The 13,610-nt window shown below is 65.6% G+C and carries 14 protein-coding genes and 2 pseudogenes; 3 read left to right on the top strand and 13 right to left on the bottom strand.

Annotated elements, in window-relative coordinates:
- Nucleotides 1-151 precede the first annotated feature (151 nt).
- Genes LRS12_RS01645 through LRS12_RS01640 form a run of 3 tightly spaced genes read left to right on the top strand, consistent with a single transcriptional unit; the run spans nt 152 to nt 3,103 of the window.
- Entirely contained in the window at nt 152-1,468 is a 1,317-nt protein-coding gene (locus tag LRS12_RS01645; protein WP_257845408.1) for an integrase arm-type DNA-binding domain-containing protein, read from the top strand.
- Nucleotides 1,443-1,802 carry a helix-turn-helix domain-containing protein gene (locus LRS12_RS20215; RefSeq protein WP_374580083.1) on the top strand — a complete coding sequence of 120 codons (360 nt, stop codon included), beginning with the start codon at nt 1,443-1,445 and terminating at the stop codon, nt 1,800-1,802. Before LRS12_RS01645 ends, LRS12_RS20215 begins: the two co-directional genes overlap by 26 nt.
- Nucleotides 1,802-3,103 (top strand): type II toxin-antitoxin system HipA family toxin, encoded by a 1,302-nt coding sequence (locus LRS12_RS01640; protein ID WP_257842996.1) that lies wholly within the window; start codon nt 1,802-1,804, stop codon nt 3,101-3,103. The genes LRS12_RS20215 and LRS12_RS01640 overlap by 1 nt, the downstream gene beginning before the upstream one ends.
- Nucleotides 3,104-3,174: 71 nt before the next feature.
- On the opposite strand, the gene LRS12_RS01635 is transcribed toward LRS12_RS01640, so the two are convergent.
- The 13 genes and pseudogenes from LRS12_RS01635 to LRS12_RS01575 form a co-directional block, all read right to left on the bottom strand.
- Nucleotides 3,175-3,396, bottom strand: coding sequence for an AlpA family transcriptional regulator (locus LRS12_RS01635; RefSeq protein ID WP_257842995.1), 222 nt, complete (start codon nt 3,394-3,396; stop codon nt 3,175-3,177).
- Nucleotides 3,393-3,629 carry a DUF2274 domain-containing protein gene (locus LRS12_RS01630; protein ID WP_257842994.1) on the bottom strand — a complete coding sequence of 79 codons (237 nt, stop codon included), beginning with the start codon at nt 3,627-3,629 and terminating at the stop codon, nt 3,393-3,395. Before LRS12_RS01630 ends, LRS12_RS01635 begins: the two co-directional genes overlap by 4 nt.
- An 11-nt stretch (nt 3,630-3,640) precedes the next feature.
- Entirely contained in the window at nt 3,641-4,783 is a 1,143-nt protein-coding gene (locus tag LRS12_RS01625; protein ID WP_257842993.1) for a TrbI/VirB10 family protein, read from the bottom strand.
- A gap of 81 nt (nt 4,784-4,864) precedes the next feature.
- On the bottom strand, nt 4,865-5,704 hold the full coding sequence (gene trbG, locus LRS12_RS01620; RefSeq protein ID WP_257842992.1) for a P-type conjugative transfer protein TrbG: 840 nt from the start codon (nt 5,702-5,704) through the stop codon (nt 4,865-4,867).
- Nucleotides 5,701-6,501 carry a conjugal transfer protein TrbF gene (trbF, locus tag LRS12_RS01615; RefSeq protein ID WP_257842991.1) on the bottom strand — a complete coding sequence of 267 codons (801 nt, stop codon included), beginning with the start codon at nt 6,499-6,501 and terminating at the stop codon, nt 5,701-5,703. The genes trbG and trbF overlap by 4 nt, the downstream gene beginning before the upstream one ends.
- 3 nt (nt 6,502-6,504) lie before the next feature.
- A complete protein-coding gene (gene trbL / locus LRS12_RS01610) occupies nt 6,505-7,800 on the bottom strand; it encodes a P-type conjugative transfer protein TrbL (protein ID WP_257842990.1) in 1,296 nt (431 codons plus the stop codon).
- 258 nt (nt 7,801-8,058) lie between these two features.
- Nucleotides 8,059-8,658, bottom strand: coding sequence for a hypothetical protein (locus LRS12_RS01605; RefSeq protein WP_308222954.1), 600 nt, complete (start codon nt 8,656-8,658; stop codon nt 8,059-8,061).
- A gap of 3 nt (nt 8,659-8,661) precedes the next feature.
- Nucleotides 8,662-10,628, bottom strand: a pseudogene (gene trbE / locus LRS12_RS01600) (conjugal transfer protein TrbE); the annotation flags it as partial.
- A gap of 5 nt (nt 10,629-10,633) precedes the next feature.
- Nucleotides 10,634-11,617, bottom strand: a pseudogene (locus LRS12_RS01595) (conjugal transfer protein TrbE); the annotation flags it as partial.
- The gene (locus tag LRS12_RS01590) at nt 11,611-11,892 is read right to left on the bottom strand and encodes a VirB3 family type IV secretion system protein (protein WP_257842989.1); all 282 of its coding nucleotides are present in this window, start codon (nt 11,890-11,892) and stop codon (nt 11,611-11,613) included. The gene LRS12_RS01590 and the pseudogene LRS12_RS01595, both read right to left, overlap by 7 nt.
- Nucleotides 11,892-12,221 carry a TrbC/VirB2 family protein gene (locus tag LRS12_RS01585; RefSeq protein ID WP_257842986.1) on the bottom strand — a complete coding sequence of 110 codons (330 nt, stop codon included), beginning with the start codon at nt 12,219-12,221 and terminating at the stop codon, nt 11,892-11,894. The genes LRS12_RS01590 and LRS12_RS01585 overlap by 1 nt, the downstream gene beginning before the upstream one ends.
- Entirely contained in the window at nt 12,218-13,207 is a 990-nt protein-coding gene (trbB, locus tag LRS12_RS01580; protein WP_257842985.1) for a P-type conjugative transfer ATPase TrbB, read from the bottom strand. The genes LRS12_RS01585 and trbB overlap by 4 nt, the downstream gene beginning before the upstream one ends.
- Complete coding sequence (locus LRS12_RS01575; RefSeq protein WP_257842984.1) at nt 13,204-13,608, bottom strand: CopG family transcriptional regulator; 405 nt, start codon at nt 13,606-13,608, stop codon at nt 13,204-13,206. The genes trbB and LRS12_RS01575 overlap by 4 nt, the downstream gene beginning before the upstream one ends.
- Nucleotides 13,609-13,610 lie beyond the last annotated feature (2 nt).

Genomic DNA, 13,610 nt, shown 5'->3' with positions numbered 1-13,610 from the left:
TCATACAATCCCGCGCAAAGTGGGGCCATGGATGGGGCCATAATTTGGCCTTTCGGGATTCGACCCAGGGTTGAATCTGGCCGTTCATTTTGAGTCCCGGAATTTTGTGACTCGCATGCTCGATCGACGGATTGTTGCTCGGGAATATGAAATGTCGCTCAGTGACCGCGGAATTCGCAACCTTCTGCCACGCAGGAGAACCTATAAGTGTTCGGACGAGCGCGGGCTCTACCTCGAAATCAGCCCAACTGGCTCGAAGCTCTGGCGAATGCGCTATCGCTATGGCGGGAAGGACAAGCGCCTCGCGCTCGGCGCATATCCTGAAGTCAGTCTGGCTGAAGCCCGGCGTCGAAGGGACGAGGCGCGTGAACAGCTGAGAGATGGTGTCGACCCGGTGCAGGAGCGTCGGCGCGAGAAACTGCTAGCCGCATATAATTCGTCGAACAGCTTCGGCGATATCGCTCGCGAGTATATCAACAAGATCGAGCGGGAAGGGCGCTCCCCCACAACCATCGGCAAGACGCGCTGGCTGCTGGAGTTGTTGGCTCCGATCGCTGGACAGCCGATCACGGAGATCAAAGCGCTGGATATGCTCGCCGCGCTCAAGCGGTTGGAGGAGAAGGGCAACTACGAGACCGCCCGGCGCTGTCGCTCCTTCTCAAGCCGGGTGTTTCGCTATGCAGCTGCGACCGGGCGGGCGGAGATCGATCCAACCGTCGTGCTCCGGGGTGCACTGATTTCGCCAAAGGTCCAGCACCACGCCGCAATTCTCGAGCCCGAGGAAGTTGGCAAGCTGCTCCGTGCGATCGATGCCCATTCCGGACATGCGGTTACGCGCCTGGCAATGCAGATCGCACCACATGTGATGACGCGCCCGGGGGAGCTCCGTCAGGCGAAATGGTCCGAAATCGATTTCGAGAACGCTGTGTGGAAAATCCCAGCCGAGCGGATGAAAATGCGTCGCCCGCATCTGGTGCCGCTTTCACGCCAGGTGATCGGCTATCTCAGCGAACTCTACGATCTGACCGGACCTGAAGGCTATCTATTCAGCGCAGTTCATACCTGGAAGCGCCCGATGTCGGACAATACGATCAATTCGGCATTCCGGCGCATGGGATATCCGGTTGGAACCGTCACAGCGCATGGGTTGCGTACGACTGCGTCGACGCTGCTCAACGAAAGCCGGAAATGGAGCCCGGACGCAATCGAACGGTCGCTGGCCCATGCCGATGCGGATGCGGTTCGAGGTATTTACAATCGCGGAGCCTATTGGGCCGAGCGCGTGGCCATGCATCAATGGTGGAGCGATTTTCTCGATCGGTTGCGAGCCGGCGCGGTTCAGCGCAATGTGAATAAACCGCGGATCAATTCGCAAGAGCTCAAGGGCCGTGGGCAGTCGGTGGGATTGAAGTTCGCATTTTCCTATTCGCCGACTTACGGAAATGCGTACAGAGATCCGACGACGTAGAGCAATTATACGTTTTTTCGTATTTTCTTGCACTATACGCTTTTTCGTATATCAACGAATTATACGCAAAAACGTATCGAGAGCTGATATGCGATCCCTGATAAGGTCTCAGAAAACCCTTGGCAACGCCATCCGGCGGGCCCGACGTGCAGCCGGACTCACGCAGCAACAGCTGGGCGCACGAACCAACCTTCGACAGGCGACCATTTCCAATCTTGAAAAAGGGGAGGGAGGTTCCCTCGAAACCCTTTTTGCTGTCCTGACCTTCCTTGAGCTTGAACTCGAGTTGCGGGCGCGCAGCATTTCTGCTCCGCCCTTGGAGGATATCTTCTGATGGCGCGCCGCTCCTCGAACCTCGGCGTGTTTCTCAACGGGCGCCACGTTGGAAAGCTGGCGCGGGCTGCAAACGGGGCGGTCAGTTTCTCTTATGCGGAAACCTGGCTGGACTGGGACCATGCACTCCCGGTCTCCCTGTCGATGCCGCTCGACACACTTGCCTATAGTGGATCAAGCGTAACGGCAGTTTTCGACAATCTGCTCCCTGACAATGACAGCATCCGTCGAAGAATTGCAGAACGTGTCGGTGCGGCGGGCGCTGACGCCTATAGCCTCCTTGAGGCGGTTGGTCGTGATTGCGTCGGGGCGCTTCAGTTCCTGCCGGAGGGGCAGGAGCCCGGGCCGCTCAACAACATCGAAGCCGAGCCGGTAGACGACGACGCGATTGAAGCGATGATCGCAAATCTCGGACGGTCTCCCTTGGGCCTGGAGCCTGATGACGCCTTTCGTATCTCAATTGCAGGGGCGCAGGAAAAAACCGCATTGCTCAGGTGGAATGGACGGTGGAACAAGCCATTGGGAACGACGCCAACCACCCATATTTTCAAGCCGCAGATCGGCACGTTGCCCAATGGCATCGATCTCTCGAACAGTGTCGAAAACGAGCACCTTTGTCTCAAGTTTCTGGCTAATCTCGGCCTTCCGACCGCATCCACGGCGATCGAGCATTTCAACGATCGAGTTGCGCTTGTCGTTGAACGTTTCGACCGGGCATGGGCGCGTGACGGGCGCCTCCACCGCGTACCGCAGGAAGACGTCTGCCAGGCGCTATCTGTCCCACCCACGCGCAAATATGAGGACCATGGGGGGCCGGGGGTTTGTGATGTCCTGAAGCTTTTCGAGGGCAGCGGCCGTCCGCATGATGATCGACGCGCCTTCATGAAGGCAACGATCGCGTTCTGGCTGATTGGCGCCACCGACGGCCATGCAAAGAACTTCAGCCTGTTCCTTCAATCAGCGGGTGGGTTTTACGCGACCCCGCTTTACGATGTCATTTCCGCTGAGCCGAGCGCTGCATCGCATCAGGTCAATCGCCGCCAGATGCGACTGGCGATGGCGATCGGGGACCGACGCCGGTATCGGCTCGACGAGATTTCGCCGCGGCACTTCATCCAGACCGCTGCAAGGGCCGGATATGACCAGGATCTGACGCGCGAAATTCTCCACGAGCTGCGGGACCAGGCGGAAGACGCATTCAATGTTGCAGCCGCGGCGATGGCAACTGACAGCCTGGCAGCCCTCATCGATCCGATCGGTGCGGCGATCAGAAGCCGGGTCCGTCAGATCGAGCATATCTGATCCCCGCACGTTCGAGCGAGGCTCGCCTATCGATCAAAAATCCCGCCGAAAATGATCGATAGACATGGCTCCTATCGATCATCGGCGCTTACGCTGCGACCATAGCCCATCGGATTCTTCAGCCAGGCGTCGATCGCAGACTGGCGCCAGCCTGTACATCGCGTGCCGATCTGAATGCTTTCGGGGAAGCTTCCCTCCTGCATCCGGCGATAGACGGTCGAGCGGCTGAGCCCCGTATGTTCGAGCACATCACGCAAACGAAGGATGCGATTGGGGGCTGGCGCGTCGGTCACGACACGCGCCCCTGCGCGCCGAGCTTAGCGCGTTCGCGACTGAACCCGCGGTCGCTGTCGAGAAAGCCCTTCAGCATATAGGGAATAAGGTCGGCGACGGTCTCGGACTGCCCGTACGCGGATCGATAGGCTTCGGCATAGTCGGCAAGGGCGGCCTGGAGATCGGGCAGGATCGAGATCGTGACCTTGACCGGGGTTCGGTCGGGAATGCGGGGGAGACGGAGGTCAGGCATGGAAGCTCCTTTCAGTGCCAGGGTTGGAGGATCAGGTCGCGATGCACCACGAGCCGAACCGGCGCGCCGGGACGAATGGTGATGCTCGGCTGAATGTTGAGATTGCGCGCCGTGATCTGGTCGCCAGCGCGCGCGACATTGTCCTGGGTCGAGCGGCGGATCGCAGCGACGAGATCGCTCTCGCCTGAGAGCGCAAGCTCGGGCGCAACCCCGAGCAGGGTCGAAAGCGCAATTCCCTTGAGCAATGACCAGCTGTGGAAATCGACCTTGTCTGCAAGGCCTGCATAGCCCGAGGGATCGCTCGCCGGGACCGTATCCAGAGCAAGTGAGGCACCATCGGGAAAGACGATGCGCTGCCAGATCACCAGGGCACGCGACTGGCCGAACGCCACGACGCTGTCATAGCTTCCGATCAGCCTCGCGCCCTGCGGCACGAGCAGGATCTGCCCGGTCGCACTGTCGAAGACATTCTGCGTTACCTGTGCGGTGACGAGCCCGGGCAGGTCGGAGCGGATCCCGGTGATGAGGCTGGCGGCGATGACGCTCCCTGCCGAGAGCAGATAGGGCGATGGTGCCGCCTCGACGCGATGCGGATTGATGCGTGTTCCCTCCGCTGCGCTGTGCGCGAAGGCGATCTTGCGTGCCTGCCCGTTGGCATCGCGTGCAGGGTCAATTGCAGACGCGGATGGCGGGGCAACACCGACGCTGGCGTCGGTCGCCGGGGCGAGTGCCGGCAGGCTTGCGCTCGCCGAAGTCGATCGCGTGCCGGTGGCGACCAGCAGCGGCGACTGGCGCGCTGCCCGCTGCGCTTCCGCGCGGCGCTCGCGTTCGACGCGCGCCCGCTCGGCCGCATCGGATGGGGCTGGCGCAGCGCCGATTGCGCGCTGGTGATCGAGGATCGGCTTGCCGAGATCGCCCGGCAAAGGCGGGCCGAGCTTCGGCGCATCGCCATAGCTCGACGGGAGGCCGGCAAGCGTATCGGCTGTCGGGCGATTGGCGGGCCCTCCTTCGTGTTCGACGAGAAGCGGATCGCCGAGCCCTGCCGGGCTGAGCGCAAACCAGGTGATGCTCATCAGAACGAGCGCGGCGGCGCCAGCCCCCGCGATGATGATCCCGCGCCGGAACCGGACCGGGCGCGTGGGCCGCGCACGCATGACCAGGCTCTGCGGATCGAGCTTTGGCTCTGGCGCTGCGGGGAGGCGGCGGCGGGGCCGCTGGTTCGGGCGTCGCGGTCATCACCGGCGGCCCCGCCCGGATGTCTCGCGGGTGATCGCTACGACCTGCTGCTTGCGCGTTCCAAGCCGCAGCTCGGCGCGCTCGAACAGGCGATCGATCACATAGAAGCGTCCGCGCAGCCGGTAGTTGACCAGCTCGGCATTCCCGGTCTCGCCGATGACGAAGACCGGCGGTGCTTCGCCCTGCGCGACGCTGGCAGGCAGCTCGATAAAGGTCTGGCGACCATCGTCGAATGCGCGGATCGGTCGCCAGTCGGGCTTGTCGCCGCTGATCCGATAGTCGAAGCGCAGGCGATCGAGCGCCATCTCCTGTGCGACCGGCGCGCTTGCCCGCGCCTGCGCCTCCGCGCGGTCGAGCGCGATCAGCGCGTCCTGCGGATAGGTCCAGGAAAGGCGCGTCATAGCGTTTGCTCGCGTACTGACCAGCGCAAGGTGATAGCTGCGACGATCGGTGGTGATGACAAGGTTGGTGGTCAGCCCGGAGGCGATCGGCTTGACGAGAATATGGGTGCGGCGCATCGCACCTGCGCCGCTGGTCGTGTCGCCAATGACCCAGCGTGTGGTATCGCCCGCCGCGACCGCGATCAGCGTCTCGCCGGGCTGCAATGCAATGTCGGTCACCCGCTCGGGCGCGGCAAGCAGCTGATAGATCGCGCCCTCGCTCCAGCTGTGAACCTGCGCGGCATGGATCTGCACTGCGTCTGCAGGGGTGCGGGTCGCGGCGCGGTTCGCCGCCGCGACTTCGCCGGCCGGTGTCCGCTTTGGTCGCTCGGGCAGCGGCGCCGTGGCGATCAGGGCAGACGCTGCGCTCGCAAGCGCAAGAGATGAGAGGAGGATCATGGCCGTGTCTCCAGTGGCGAGGGAAGGGGCGTGTCCGCCAGATTGGGGTCGAGCGGCGAACCGAGCGGAAGGTTGGCGGATGGGGCCGAGCGGGGCGTCGGGGCGGACGCCGGAACATCGAGCTCCCGGCTCCAGTCGATCGCATCGACATAGAGGCCGAGCGGGTTCTTGCGGAGGATCTCGGCCGATTTCGGCGGCTTGACCTCAACCGTCAGGATCGCGGTCCAGCGACTGCTGCCCGTCTCGTCGCCGCGCTCGAACCGGGTCTCGGTCCATTTGACCTGGAACGAGCGGTCGGAGGCGCGCACGACGCTCGTCACCTCGACCGAGACGGTGCGCTCGCCGATCCGCTCGAACGGCCGGGCGGCGCGGGCATATTGGTCGAGCATGCGCGCGCCGCGCTGGGTCACCTGATCATAGGCCGAGAGCCAGTCGCGGCGCATCAGGACCGGATCGAGCGACACCGTCCGGATCGCGGTGACAAAGCGCGCGAGATGCCATGCAATCTGGGGATCGCTGGGATTATAGTCGCGGCCGGCGGGTGCAACGCTGCGCGCTTCGCCGAGCTTGTCGACCTCGACCACATAGGGCGTGATCCGGCTCTGCATCGATTGCCAGACCAGGGCCGCCGCTAGGCCCGAGGCGAGCGCAAGCCCACCAAACGCCATGAGCCGCCAGTTGCGTGCCTGCGCACGCGCCGACCCGATCCGCTCGTCCCAGAGCTGGCCCGCACGGGCGAAGGGTGTGTCGGGCTCGCCGGTTTGCCCATAGCGCTGGATGCTTCGCTTGAAGATCATGGCTCAGTCGTCCTTTTCCTTGATGTCGGGGGTGGCGGAGGCACCGCCGCTGTCACCCGAGCGCAGCGCGTGGAGCGCGACCTGACGATGGTGACGGCCGCTCTGCTGCGCCTGCATCGCGCGCGCCCATCCCGGCGTCGCCGAAGCCTCGCCAGACGCCGGTGAGGGAGACGTGCCGCTGAGCGCGTGCCAGGCACCTGCGCGCCCGCGTTCGGCGGCGTCCGCAAGGCCAAGCCCGCTCGAGAGCTTCGCGCGCACCGTGTTGGTTGCGGCACGGGCGACACCGCCAAGGCCCGCTGCGGCCGAGGGCATTTCTGCCGTATCGCGCCCGAGCCGATAGGCGCTGGACGCTGCGCTTCCCATGCTGGTGCCAGCGCGCACCGCCCCGAGAGCCGTGCCGCCAAGCGCGCGTGCAGCGCCGATCCCGGCACCGCCCGCAATCATGGTGACGCCGGCAGCACCTGCCATCGTTCCGAGCGCAGCACCCGCGCCCAGTTGTGGTGCGCCCGCGACCAGACCGGTCGCGATACCCGGCCCGAAGATGCCGAGGCCGAACAGGGTAAGAGCTGCGAGCACAAGGCTCATCGCCTGGCCGATATCGGGCTCGCGCCCCTGCAGCGCTTCGCTGAACTCGACGAAGAAGCCCGAACCGATACCGATGATGACGGCGAGCACCATCACCTTGATGCCCGAGGTGACGACATGGCCCAGCACCCGTTCGGCGAGAAAGCTGGTGCGGTTCCACAGCGCAAAGGGCACGAGCACGAAACCGGCGAGCGCGGTCAGCTTGAACTCGAGGATGGTGACGAACATCTGCACCGCGAGGATGAAGAAGGCGATGATGACGATCGCCCAGGCGAAGAGCAGCACCGCGATTGTCAGGAAATTCTCGAAGAAGCTGACAAACCCCATCATTTCGGCGACCTGATCGAGGAGCGGCCAGGCAGCGCTGAAGCCCGTCCCGGCAAGCCGTCCGGGGCGCAGCAGATCCTCCGCCGAGATCGTGCCGCCGCCAGCGGTCAGACCGGCCCGCGCGAAGGAATTGAAGATGATGTCGGCCAGCGTCGCGAATTCGCTCAGGATGAAGGCGAAGGCGCCGACATAGAGGATTTTCTTGAGCAGGCGGCCGAGCACATCCTGGTCGGGGGTGAATGCCCAAAACAGCCCGGCGAGCGTGATGTCGATCCCGATCAGCGTCGCGGTCAGAAACGCGATATCGGGGCCGAGCAGACCGAACCCGCTGTCGATGTAGCGGATGAAGTCGGCCATGAACCGGTCGATGACGTTGAGGTCGTTCATGTCTCGCCATTTCCGAGCCTTGAGTGAAGAGGTCCGCGAGGCGCCCCCCGAGGGGGCGAAGAGGGAGCGCCTCGCGGTGGACGGCGGCAGGGAGGCAAAGACCCGCCGCCGCCCGCCGGGCGCGCCTAGTCGCCGCCCGGGGGCGGGGCGTGTAGGCGGTGCCGGAGCCGAGAAACTGCCTGGTGGCCGCGCGCGCTTCGGCCTGGGCGCGGGCGCGGCGTGCGGCCTCGATCGCCTCGGCGCGATATTGGGCCGCGGTCAGGCTCTGAAGCTGCAACTGCTGCTTGGCGAGCAGGGCAAGCAGCTGGTTGCCCGCCTGGCTGACCTCGAGCGCGCCGCGCGCGTCCTGGCTGCGCTGGCTGATCGCGGCGAGGGAGCCCATGTCGGCGCGGACATTCTCGACGACCTGTGCCTGGACGCGCATCGTCTGTTGATAGGCCTGCATCGCGGTATCGAGCCGGGCGCGCGCGCCCGCCCCCGCGCATCGGTGTCGAGCGCATCGACCCCGACGCGGGGAAACAGCCGCTCGAACTGTGCGTCGAGCTGATCGACGCGAAAGCTGATGCCCTGCGCGCGGTCCATCAGCGTGTCGATCTGCGCAAGCCGCGCCTTGAGCGCCTCGAACTGCGGGAACTCACCCGGCTTCATGTTCTTGGCCATATTGGCGAGCATCGTCGCTTCATTCTGGAGCGACTGGATCTGGTTGTTGATCTGGCTGAGCGCGCGTGCCGCAGTGAGCAGGTTCTGCGCATAGTTGGTCGGGTCGAACACGCTGATCTGCGCGGAGGCCGGCGCGGCCAGCATCGGCGTCGCAAGCGCGATTGTGATGGCGGCTCTGAACAGGGGACGGGGCATCATGGGTCAGGACTCCTTGGAGAGCGGGGCAGGGGCACCGGCCAGGAGCGCGGCTGCCCAGTCGAGGCCGGCAAGGGAAAGGAAGCGGGCAGCAAATTGGTCGGGGCCGTGTTCGGCGAGGATCGCGTCGATCCGCTTCTGCGTCTGCGCGTCCGACGCGCCGCACAGCGCGAGCGCGATCGGTCCGAGGCCCAGTTCGAACAGGCGGTTTCCGCGTGCCGACTGGAGATAATAGTCGCGCTTGGGGGGCCGCGCGGGCGATCAGCTCGATCTGTCGGTCGTTGAGTCCGAACCGCGCATAGGCGTCGCGTCCCTGTGGTTCCTGGGCACGCGCATTGGGAGAGCAGGATCCGCTGGGGGCAGCTTTCGATGATCGCGGGCGCGATCGGGCTGTCGGCGATGTCGGCGAGGCTCTGGGTAGCGAACACCACCGCGACATTCTTCTTGCGCAGGGTCTTGAGCCATTCGCGGATGCGCGCGGCGAAGAGCGGATGGTCGACGAAGATCCACGCCTCGTCGAGGACGAGCAGGGTGGGGCGGCCGTCAAACCGCTCCTCGAGGCGGTGGAACAGATAGGTGAGCAACGGAGCGACGACGCCCTGCTGTCCCATCAGGGCCTCGGTCTCGAAACACTGCAGGTCGCAAAGGGCAAGATCGTCCTGCGCTGCATCGAGCATGCGTCCGAACGGGCCCTCGAGCGTGTAGGGCGCCAGCGCCGAGCGCAGCGCCGCCGACTGGAGCAGCAGTGACAGGCCGGTCAGCGTGCGTTCCTCGACCGGCGCGGTGGCAAGACTCGAGAGCGCCGACCAGACCGCTTCCCTGATCTCGGGGGTGAGCGCCACGCCTTCATAGCTGAGCAGGGCGCCGATCCATTCGCCAGCCCAGGCCTGTTCATGCGGCCGGTCGATGCGCGCGAGCGGCTGGAAAGCGAGCGGCGCGCCAGCGTCCTCGCCGCCAAGGCCCAGCGCATGATGTGCGCCGCCACAGGCGAGCACTGCCGCGCGCGCCGAAAAGCCCTTGTCGAAGATATAGATCTGCGCGCCCGGATAGCGGCGGAACTGGAGGGCGAGCAGCGCGAGCAACACCGACTTGCCCGCACCGGTCGGTCCCACCATCAGCATATGGCCGACATCGCCGACATGGGTCGAGAGGCGGAACGGGGTCGATCCGCTCGTCTGGGCGTAGAGCAAGGGCGGGCCGCCCAGATGCCGGTTGCCGGCAGGTCCCGCCCAGACACTTGAGAGCGGCATCAGATGGGCAAGGTTGAGCGTGTGGACGAGCGGCTGGCGGACATTGGCGTAGACGTGCCCGGGCAGTGACGAGAGCCAGGCCTCGACCGCGTTGATGCTCTCGCGCATTGTTGCAAAGCCGAGCCCGTTGATCACCCGTTCGACCGCGCGGACCTTTTCCTCGACGCGTGCGCGGTCCGGATCGGCCAGCGTCACCGTCATGGTGAGGTAGCCAAAGCCGACATGGTCGCCGCCCAGTTCCTGGAGCGCGAGATCGGCATCGACGACCTTGTTGTCGGCATCGCTGTCGAGCAGGGGTGATGCCTGATTGGTCATCACTTCGCGCAGCAGCTGGGCGACCGACTTGCGCTTGTTGAACCACATCCGACGCAGCCGCGTCAGCGCCCGGTTCGCATCGGACTTGTCGAGCGCAATAAAGCGGCTCGTCCAGCGATAGCCGAAATCGAGATGGTTGAGCGCGTCGAGCAGACCCGGACGGCTCATATTGGGAAAGCCGGCGATGGTGAGCGTGCGCAGATGTTCGGCCCCGAGCATCGGCTCGAGCCCGCCGACCAGCGGTTCATCGACGATCAGCGCGTCGAGATAGATCGGCGTCTCGGGCACCGCGATCGGATGTCGCCGGGTCGAGACGCAGCCATGGAGATAGGTGAGCAGTTCGCCGGTGCCGAGCGCATCCATCTGCGGCATGAAGCTCGCGAAGAGATCCGCGATCCGGTCGGTCTGCAGCCGACATGGTCGCCGCCCAGTTCCTGGAGCGCGAGATCGGCATCGACGACCTTGTTGTCGGCATCGCTGTCGAGCAGGGGTGATGCCTGATTGGTCATCACTTCGCGCAGCAGCTGGGCGACCGACTTGCGCTTGTTGAACCACATCCGACGCAGCCGCGTCGGCGCCCGGTTCGCATCGGACTTGTCGAGCGCAATAAAGCGGCTCGTCCAGCGATAGCCGAAATCGAGATGGTTGAGCGCGTCGAGCAGACCCGGACGGCTCATATTGGGAAAGCCGGCGATGGTGAGCGTGCGCAGATGTTCGGCCCCGAGCATCGGCTCGAGCCCGCCGACCAGCGGTTCATCGACGATCAGCGCGTCGAGATAGATCGGCGTCTCGGGCACCGCGATCGGATGTCGCCGGGTCGAGACGCAGCCATGGAGATAGGTGAGCAGTTCGCCGGTGCCGAGCGCATCCATCTGCGGCATGAAGCTCGCGAAGAGATCCGCGATCCGGTCGGTCTGCGCCACAAAGGCGGAGAGATCCGCACGCCAGTCGCGGGCGGCGTCGGCCGCAGGGCGCTCGACCAGCCTGCGACCGGCGCGCTCGCCCGCATCGGCGGGCGGCAGCCAGACCAAAGTCATGTGAAAGCGGCTTTCGAAATGCGCGCCTTCCGCCTCGAACCCGGCACGGCGCTCGGCATCGACCAGTGCGGACGCGGGATCGGGAAAGGGGCTCTCAGGATATTCGATCGCCGCGCGGCGTTCGGCTTCGAAGAACAGCGCCCAGCCCGTACCGAGACGGCGCAGCGCATTGTTGGCGCGTGCACAGGCGGCGACCAGTTCGCCCTGCGTGGCACTTTCGAGATCGGGACCGCGAAAGGCGAAGCTGCGCTGAAAGCTGCCATCCTTGTTGAGGACGACGCCGTCGGCGACCAGCGCCGCCCAGGGCAGATGATCGGCAAGCCGGTTGGGCGCGGCGCGATATTCGCGCAGGTTCAGCATGGGAAAAACGCCCGCTGGCGCAGATGGCGCAGCAGCACCGGCGCGAAATCGGGATCGCGTCGCGCGGCGAAGACCGCGAGGCTGTGCCCAAGCAGCCAGAGCGCGAGGCCCGCTGGCCATTGCTGGAGCCCGAGCCCGATCGCGGCGGCAAGAGTGCCATTGACGATCGCGATGCCGCGCGGGGCGCCGCCGAGCAGCAGCGGGGCTGCGAGGCTCGCATGGATCGGTACCTCGAACCCCGGCACTTCGCTGGTGTCGGTGAATGCCCCCGCCATCAGACCAGCGCCCCGCCGCCAAAGCTGAAAAAGGACAGGAAGAAGCTCGATGCTGCAAAGGCGATCGAAAGGCCGAAGATGATCTGGATGAGCTTGCGGAACCCGCCGCCCGTCTCGCCAAAGGCAAGCGTCAGGCCGGTGGTAATGATGATGATCACCGCGATGATCTTGGCGACCGGACCCTGGACGGACTCCAGCACCTTCTGAAGCGGCTCCTCCCAGGGCATCCCCGATCCGCTCGCCCGGGCGGCGGTGACAAGCATGGCGGCTGCGAAGGCGGCGGCACCGGCGCGCAGTGCCAGCGCGCGGGCACGAATGGTCTGGGTCATCGTTCGGTCTCCTGTTGATCGAGGGCGGGAGGGAAGGGGGTGAGGACGAAGCCGCCCTGCACATCGAGCCCGGTCACCCGCAGTGGCGGTTCGACGCGGCGATCGAGGCCACGCCCGGCGATGAAGACGATCGCGTCGATCGCTTCGGCGATGAGCTGGCGCGGCACGGTGACGACGCGCTCCTGGACGAGCTGCTCGATGCGGTGGAGCGCGGCTGCGGCATTGTTGGCGTGGACGGTCGCGATGCCGCCGGGGTGGCCGGTGTTCCACGCCTTGAGCATGTCGAGCGCCTCAGGACCTCGCACCTCGCCGATGACGATCCGGTCCGGACGCAGGCGCAGCGTCGAGCGCACAAGGTCGGTCATGCTGACGATCCCTGCTCGGGTGCGCAGCGCGACGCTGTCGGGGGCGGGGCATTGCAGCTCGCGGGTATCCTCGATCAGGATCACCCGCTCGTCGCGGCCCGCCATCTCGGCGAGCAGTGCATTGGCGAGGGTCGTCTTGCCCGAGCTGGTGCCACCCGCGACCAGGATATTGGCGCGTTGCCCAACCGCCTGCGCGAGCGTGCGCGCGGTGTCCGCGTCCATCAGCCCGTCGGCGACATAGTCGTCGAGCCGGTAGATGCAGCTTGCCGGCTTGCGGATCGAGAAACAGGGCGCAGAGCTCACTGGAGGCAGCACACCCTCGAACCGCTCGCCTGCGCCCTCGCCATAGGGTGGAAGTTCGGCCGAGAGGATCGGTGCGCCCGCATGGACCTCGGTCCGGGCATGACTGGCGACAAGGCGGATGATCCGCTCGACCCGCGCCGGATCGAGCCTGAGCCCGGTGTCGCTGCGACCTTCGCCGAGCCGGTCGAGCCGCAGCGCGCCATCGGGATTGACCATCACCTCGACGACCAGCGGATCGGCGAGGGCGGCGGCGATCGCGGGACCGAAGGCGGTCCGCAGCATCGCGCGCGGACGCTCGGTGACCTGGGTGCCGGTCATCGTCCGTCTCGCGCGCGATTGTCGAGCGTGTGGCGCCCGGCGGCGATCTGGCGCCCGACCTGAGCCACGAACGCCTCGAACCGCTCGCGGGCGATCGCGCGCCCGGCATGATCATTCTCCGCGAGCGGCGCGTGGATCGCGAGCTCGTAGCGGATGAACAAAGCGAGCGATTCAAGCAGAACTTCCTGCCCGCGCTCGAGCCGACCAAGCGCGGCGCTCAGCCGGTCGAGGCGCGGGCCGAACCGGTCATCGAGTTCATTGGTGCCGAGCCGGGTCAGCCAGGTTTCGAGCGCCTGGGCGAGCAGTGCGGAGCGGGTGACGCCGGGCTTGGCGGCGAGCGCCTCGAGCCGCTCGCTCAAAGGGAGGGAGAGAAACAGCTGGTAGCGGACCTTGCGTGCCATGG

It is taken from the genome of Sphingomonas sp. J344, from assembly GCF_024700005.1.
In the GTDB taxonomy this organism is placed as follows: Bacteria; Pseudomonadota; Alphaproteobacteria; order Sphingomonadales; family Sphingomonadaceae; genus Sphingomonas.
Note: the sequence above shows the minus strand (reverse complement) of the source record. Positions and strands in the feature narration are given on the sequence as shown.

Excerpts from the sequence above, each read along its gene's own strand:
- LRS12_RS01645 (WP_257845408.1), top strand. The coding sequence starts at position 152 with ATGTCGCTCAGTGACCGCGGAATTCGCAACCTTCTGCCACGCAGGAGA.
- LRS12_RS20215 (WP_374580083.1), top strand. The coding sequence starts at position 1,443 with ATGCGTACAGAGATCCGACGACGTAGAGCAATTATACGTTTTTTCGTA.
- LRS12_RS01640 (WP_257842996.1), top strand. The coding sequence starts at position 1,802 with ATGGCGCGCCGCTCCTCGAACCTCGGCGTGTTTCTCAACGGGCGCCAC.
- LRS12_RS01630 (WP_257842994.1), bottom strand. The coding sequence starts at position 3,629 with ATGCCTGACCTCCGTCTCCCCCGCATTCCCGACCGAACCCCGGTCAAG.
- LRS12_RS01625 (WP_257842993.1), bottom strand. The coding sequence starts at position 4,783 with ATGCGTGCGCGGCCCACGCGCCCGGTCCGGTTCCGGCGCGGGATCATC.
- trbG (WP_257842992.1), bottom strand. The coding sequence starts at position 5,704 with ATGATCCTCCTCTCATCTCTTGCGCTTGCGAGCGCAGCGTCTGCCCTG.
- trbF (WP_257842991.1), bottom strand. The coding sequence starts at position 6,501 with ATGATCTTCAAGCGAAGCATCCAGCGCTATGGGCAAACCGGCGAGCCC.
- trbL (WP_257842990.1), bottom strand. The coding sequence starts at position 7,800 with ATGAACGACCTCAACGTCATCGACCGGTTCATGGCCGACTTCATCCGC.
- LRS12_RS01605 (WP_308222954.1), bottom strand. The coding sequence starts at position 8,658 with ATGATGCCCCGTCCCCTGTTCAGAGCCGCCATCACAATCGCGCTTGCG.
- LRS12_RS01590 (WP_257842989.1), bottom strand. The coding sequence starts at position 11,892 with ATGGCGGGGGCATTCACCGACACCAGCGAAGTGCCGGGGTTCGAGGTA.
- LRS12_RS01585 (WP_257842986.1), bottom strand. The coding sequence starts at position 12,221 with ATGACCCAGACCATTCGTGCCCGCGCGCTGGCACTGCGCGCCGGTGCC.
- trbB (WP_257842985.1), bottom strand. The coding sequence starts at position 13,207 with ATGACCGGCACCCAGGTCACCGAGCGTCCGCGCGCGATGCTGCGGACC.
- LRS12_RS01575 (WP_257842984.1), bottom strand. The coding sequence starts at position 13,608 with ATGGCACGCAAGGTCCGCTACCAGCTGTTTCTCTCCCTCCCTTTGAGC.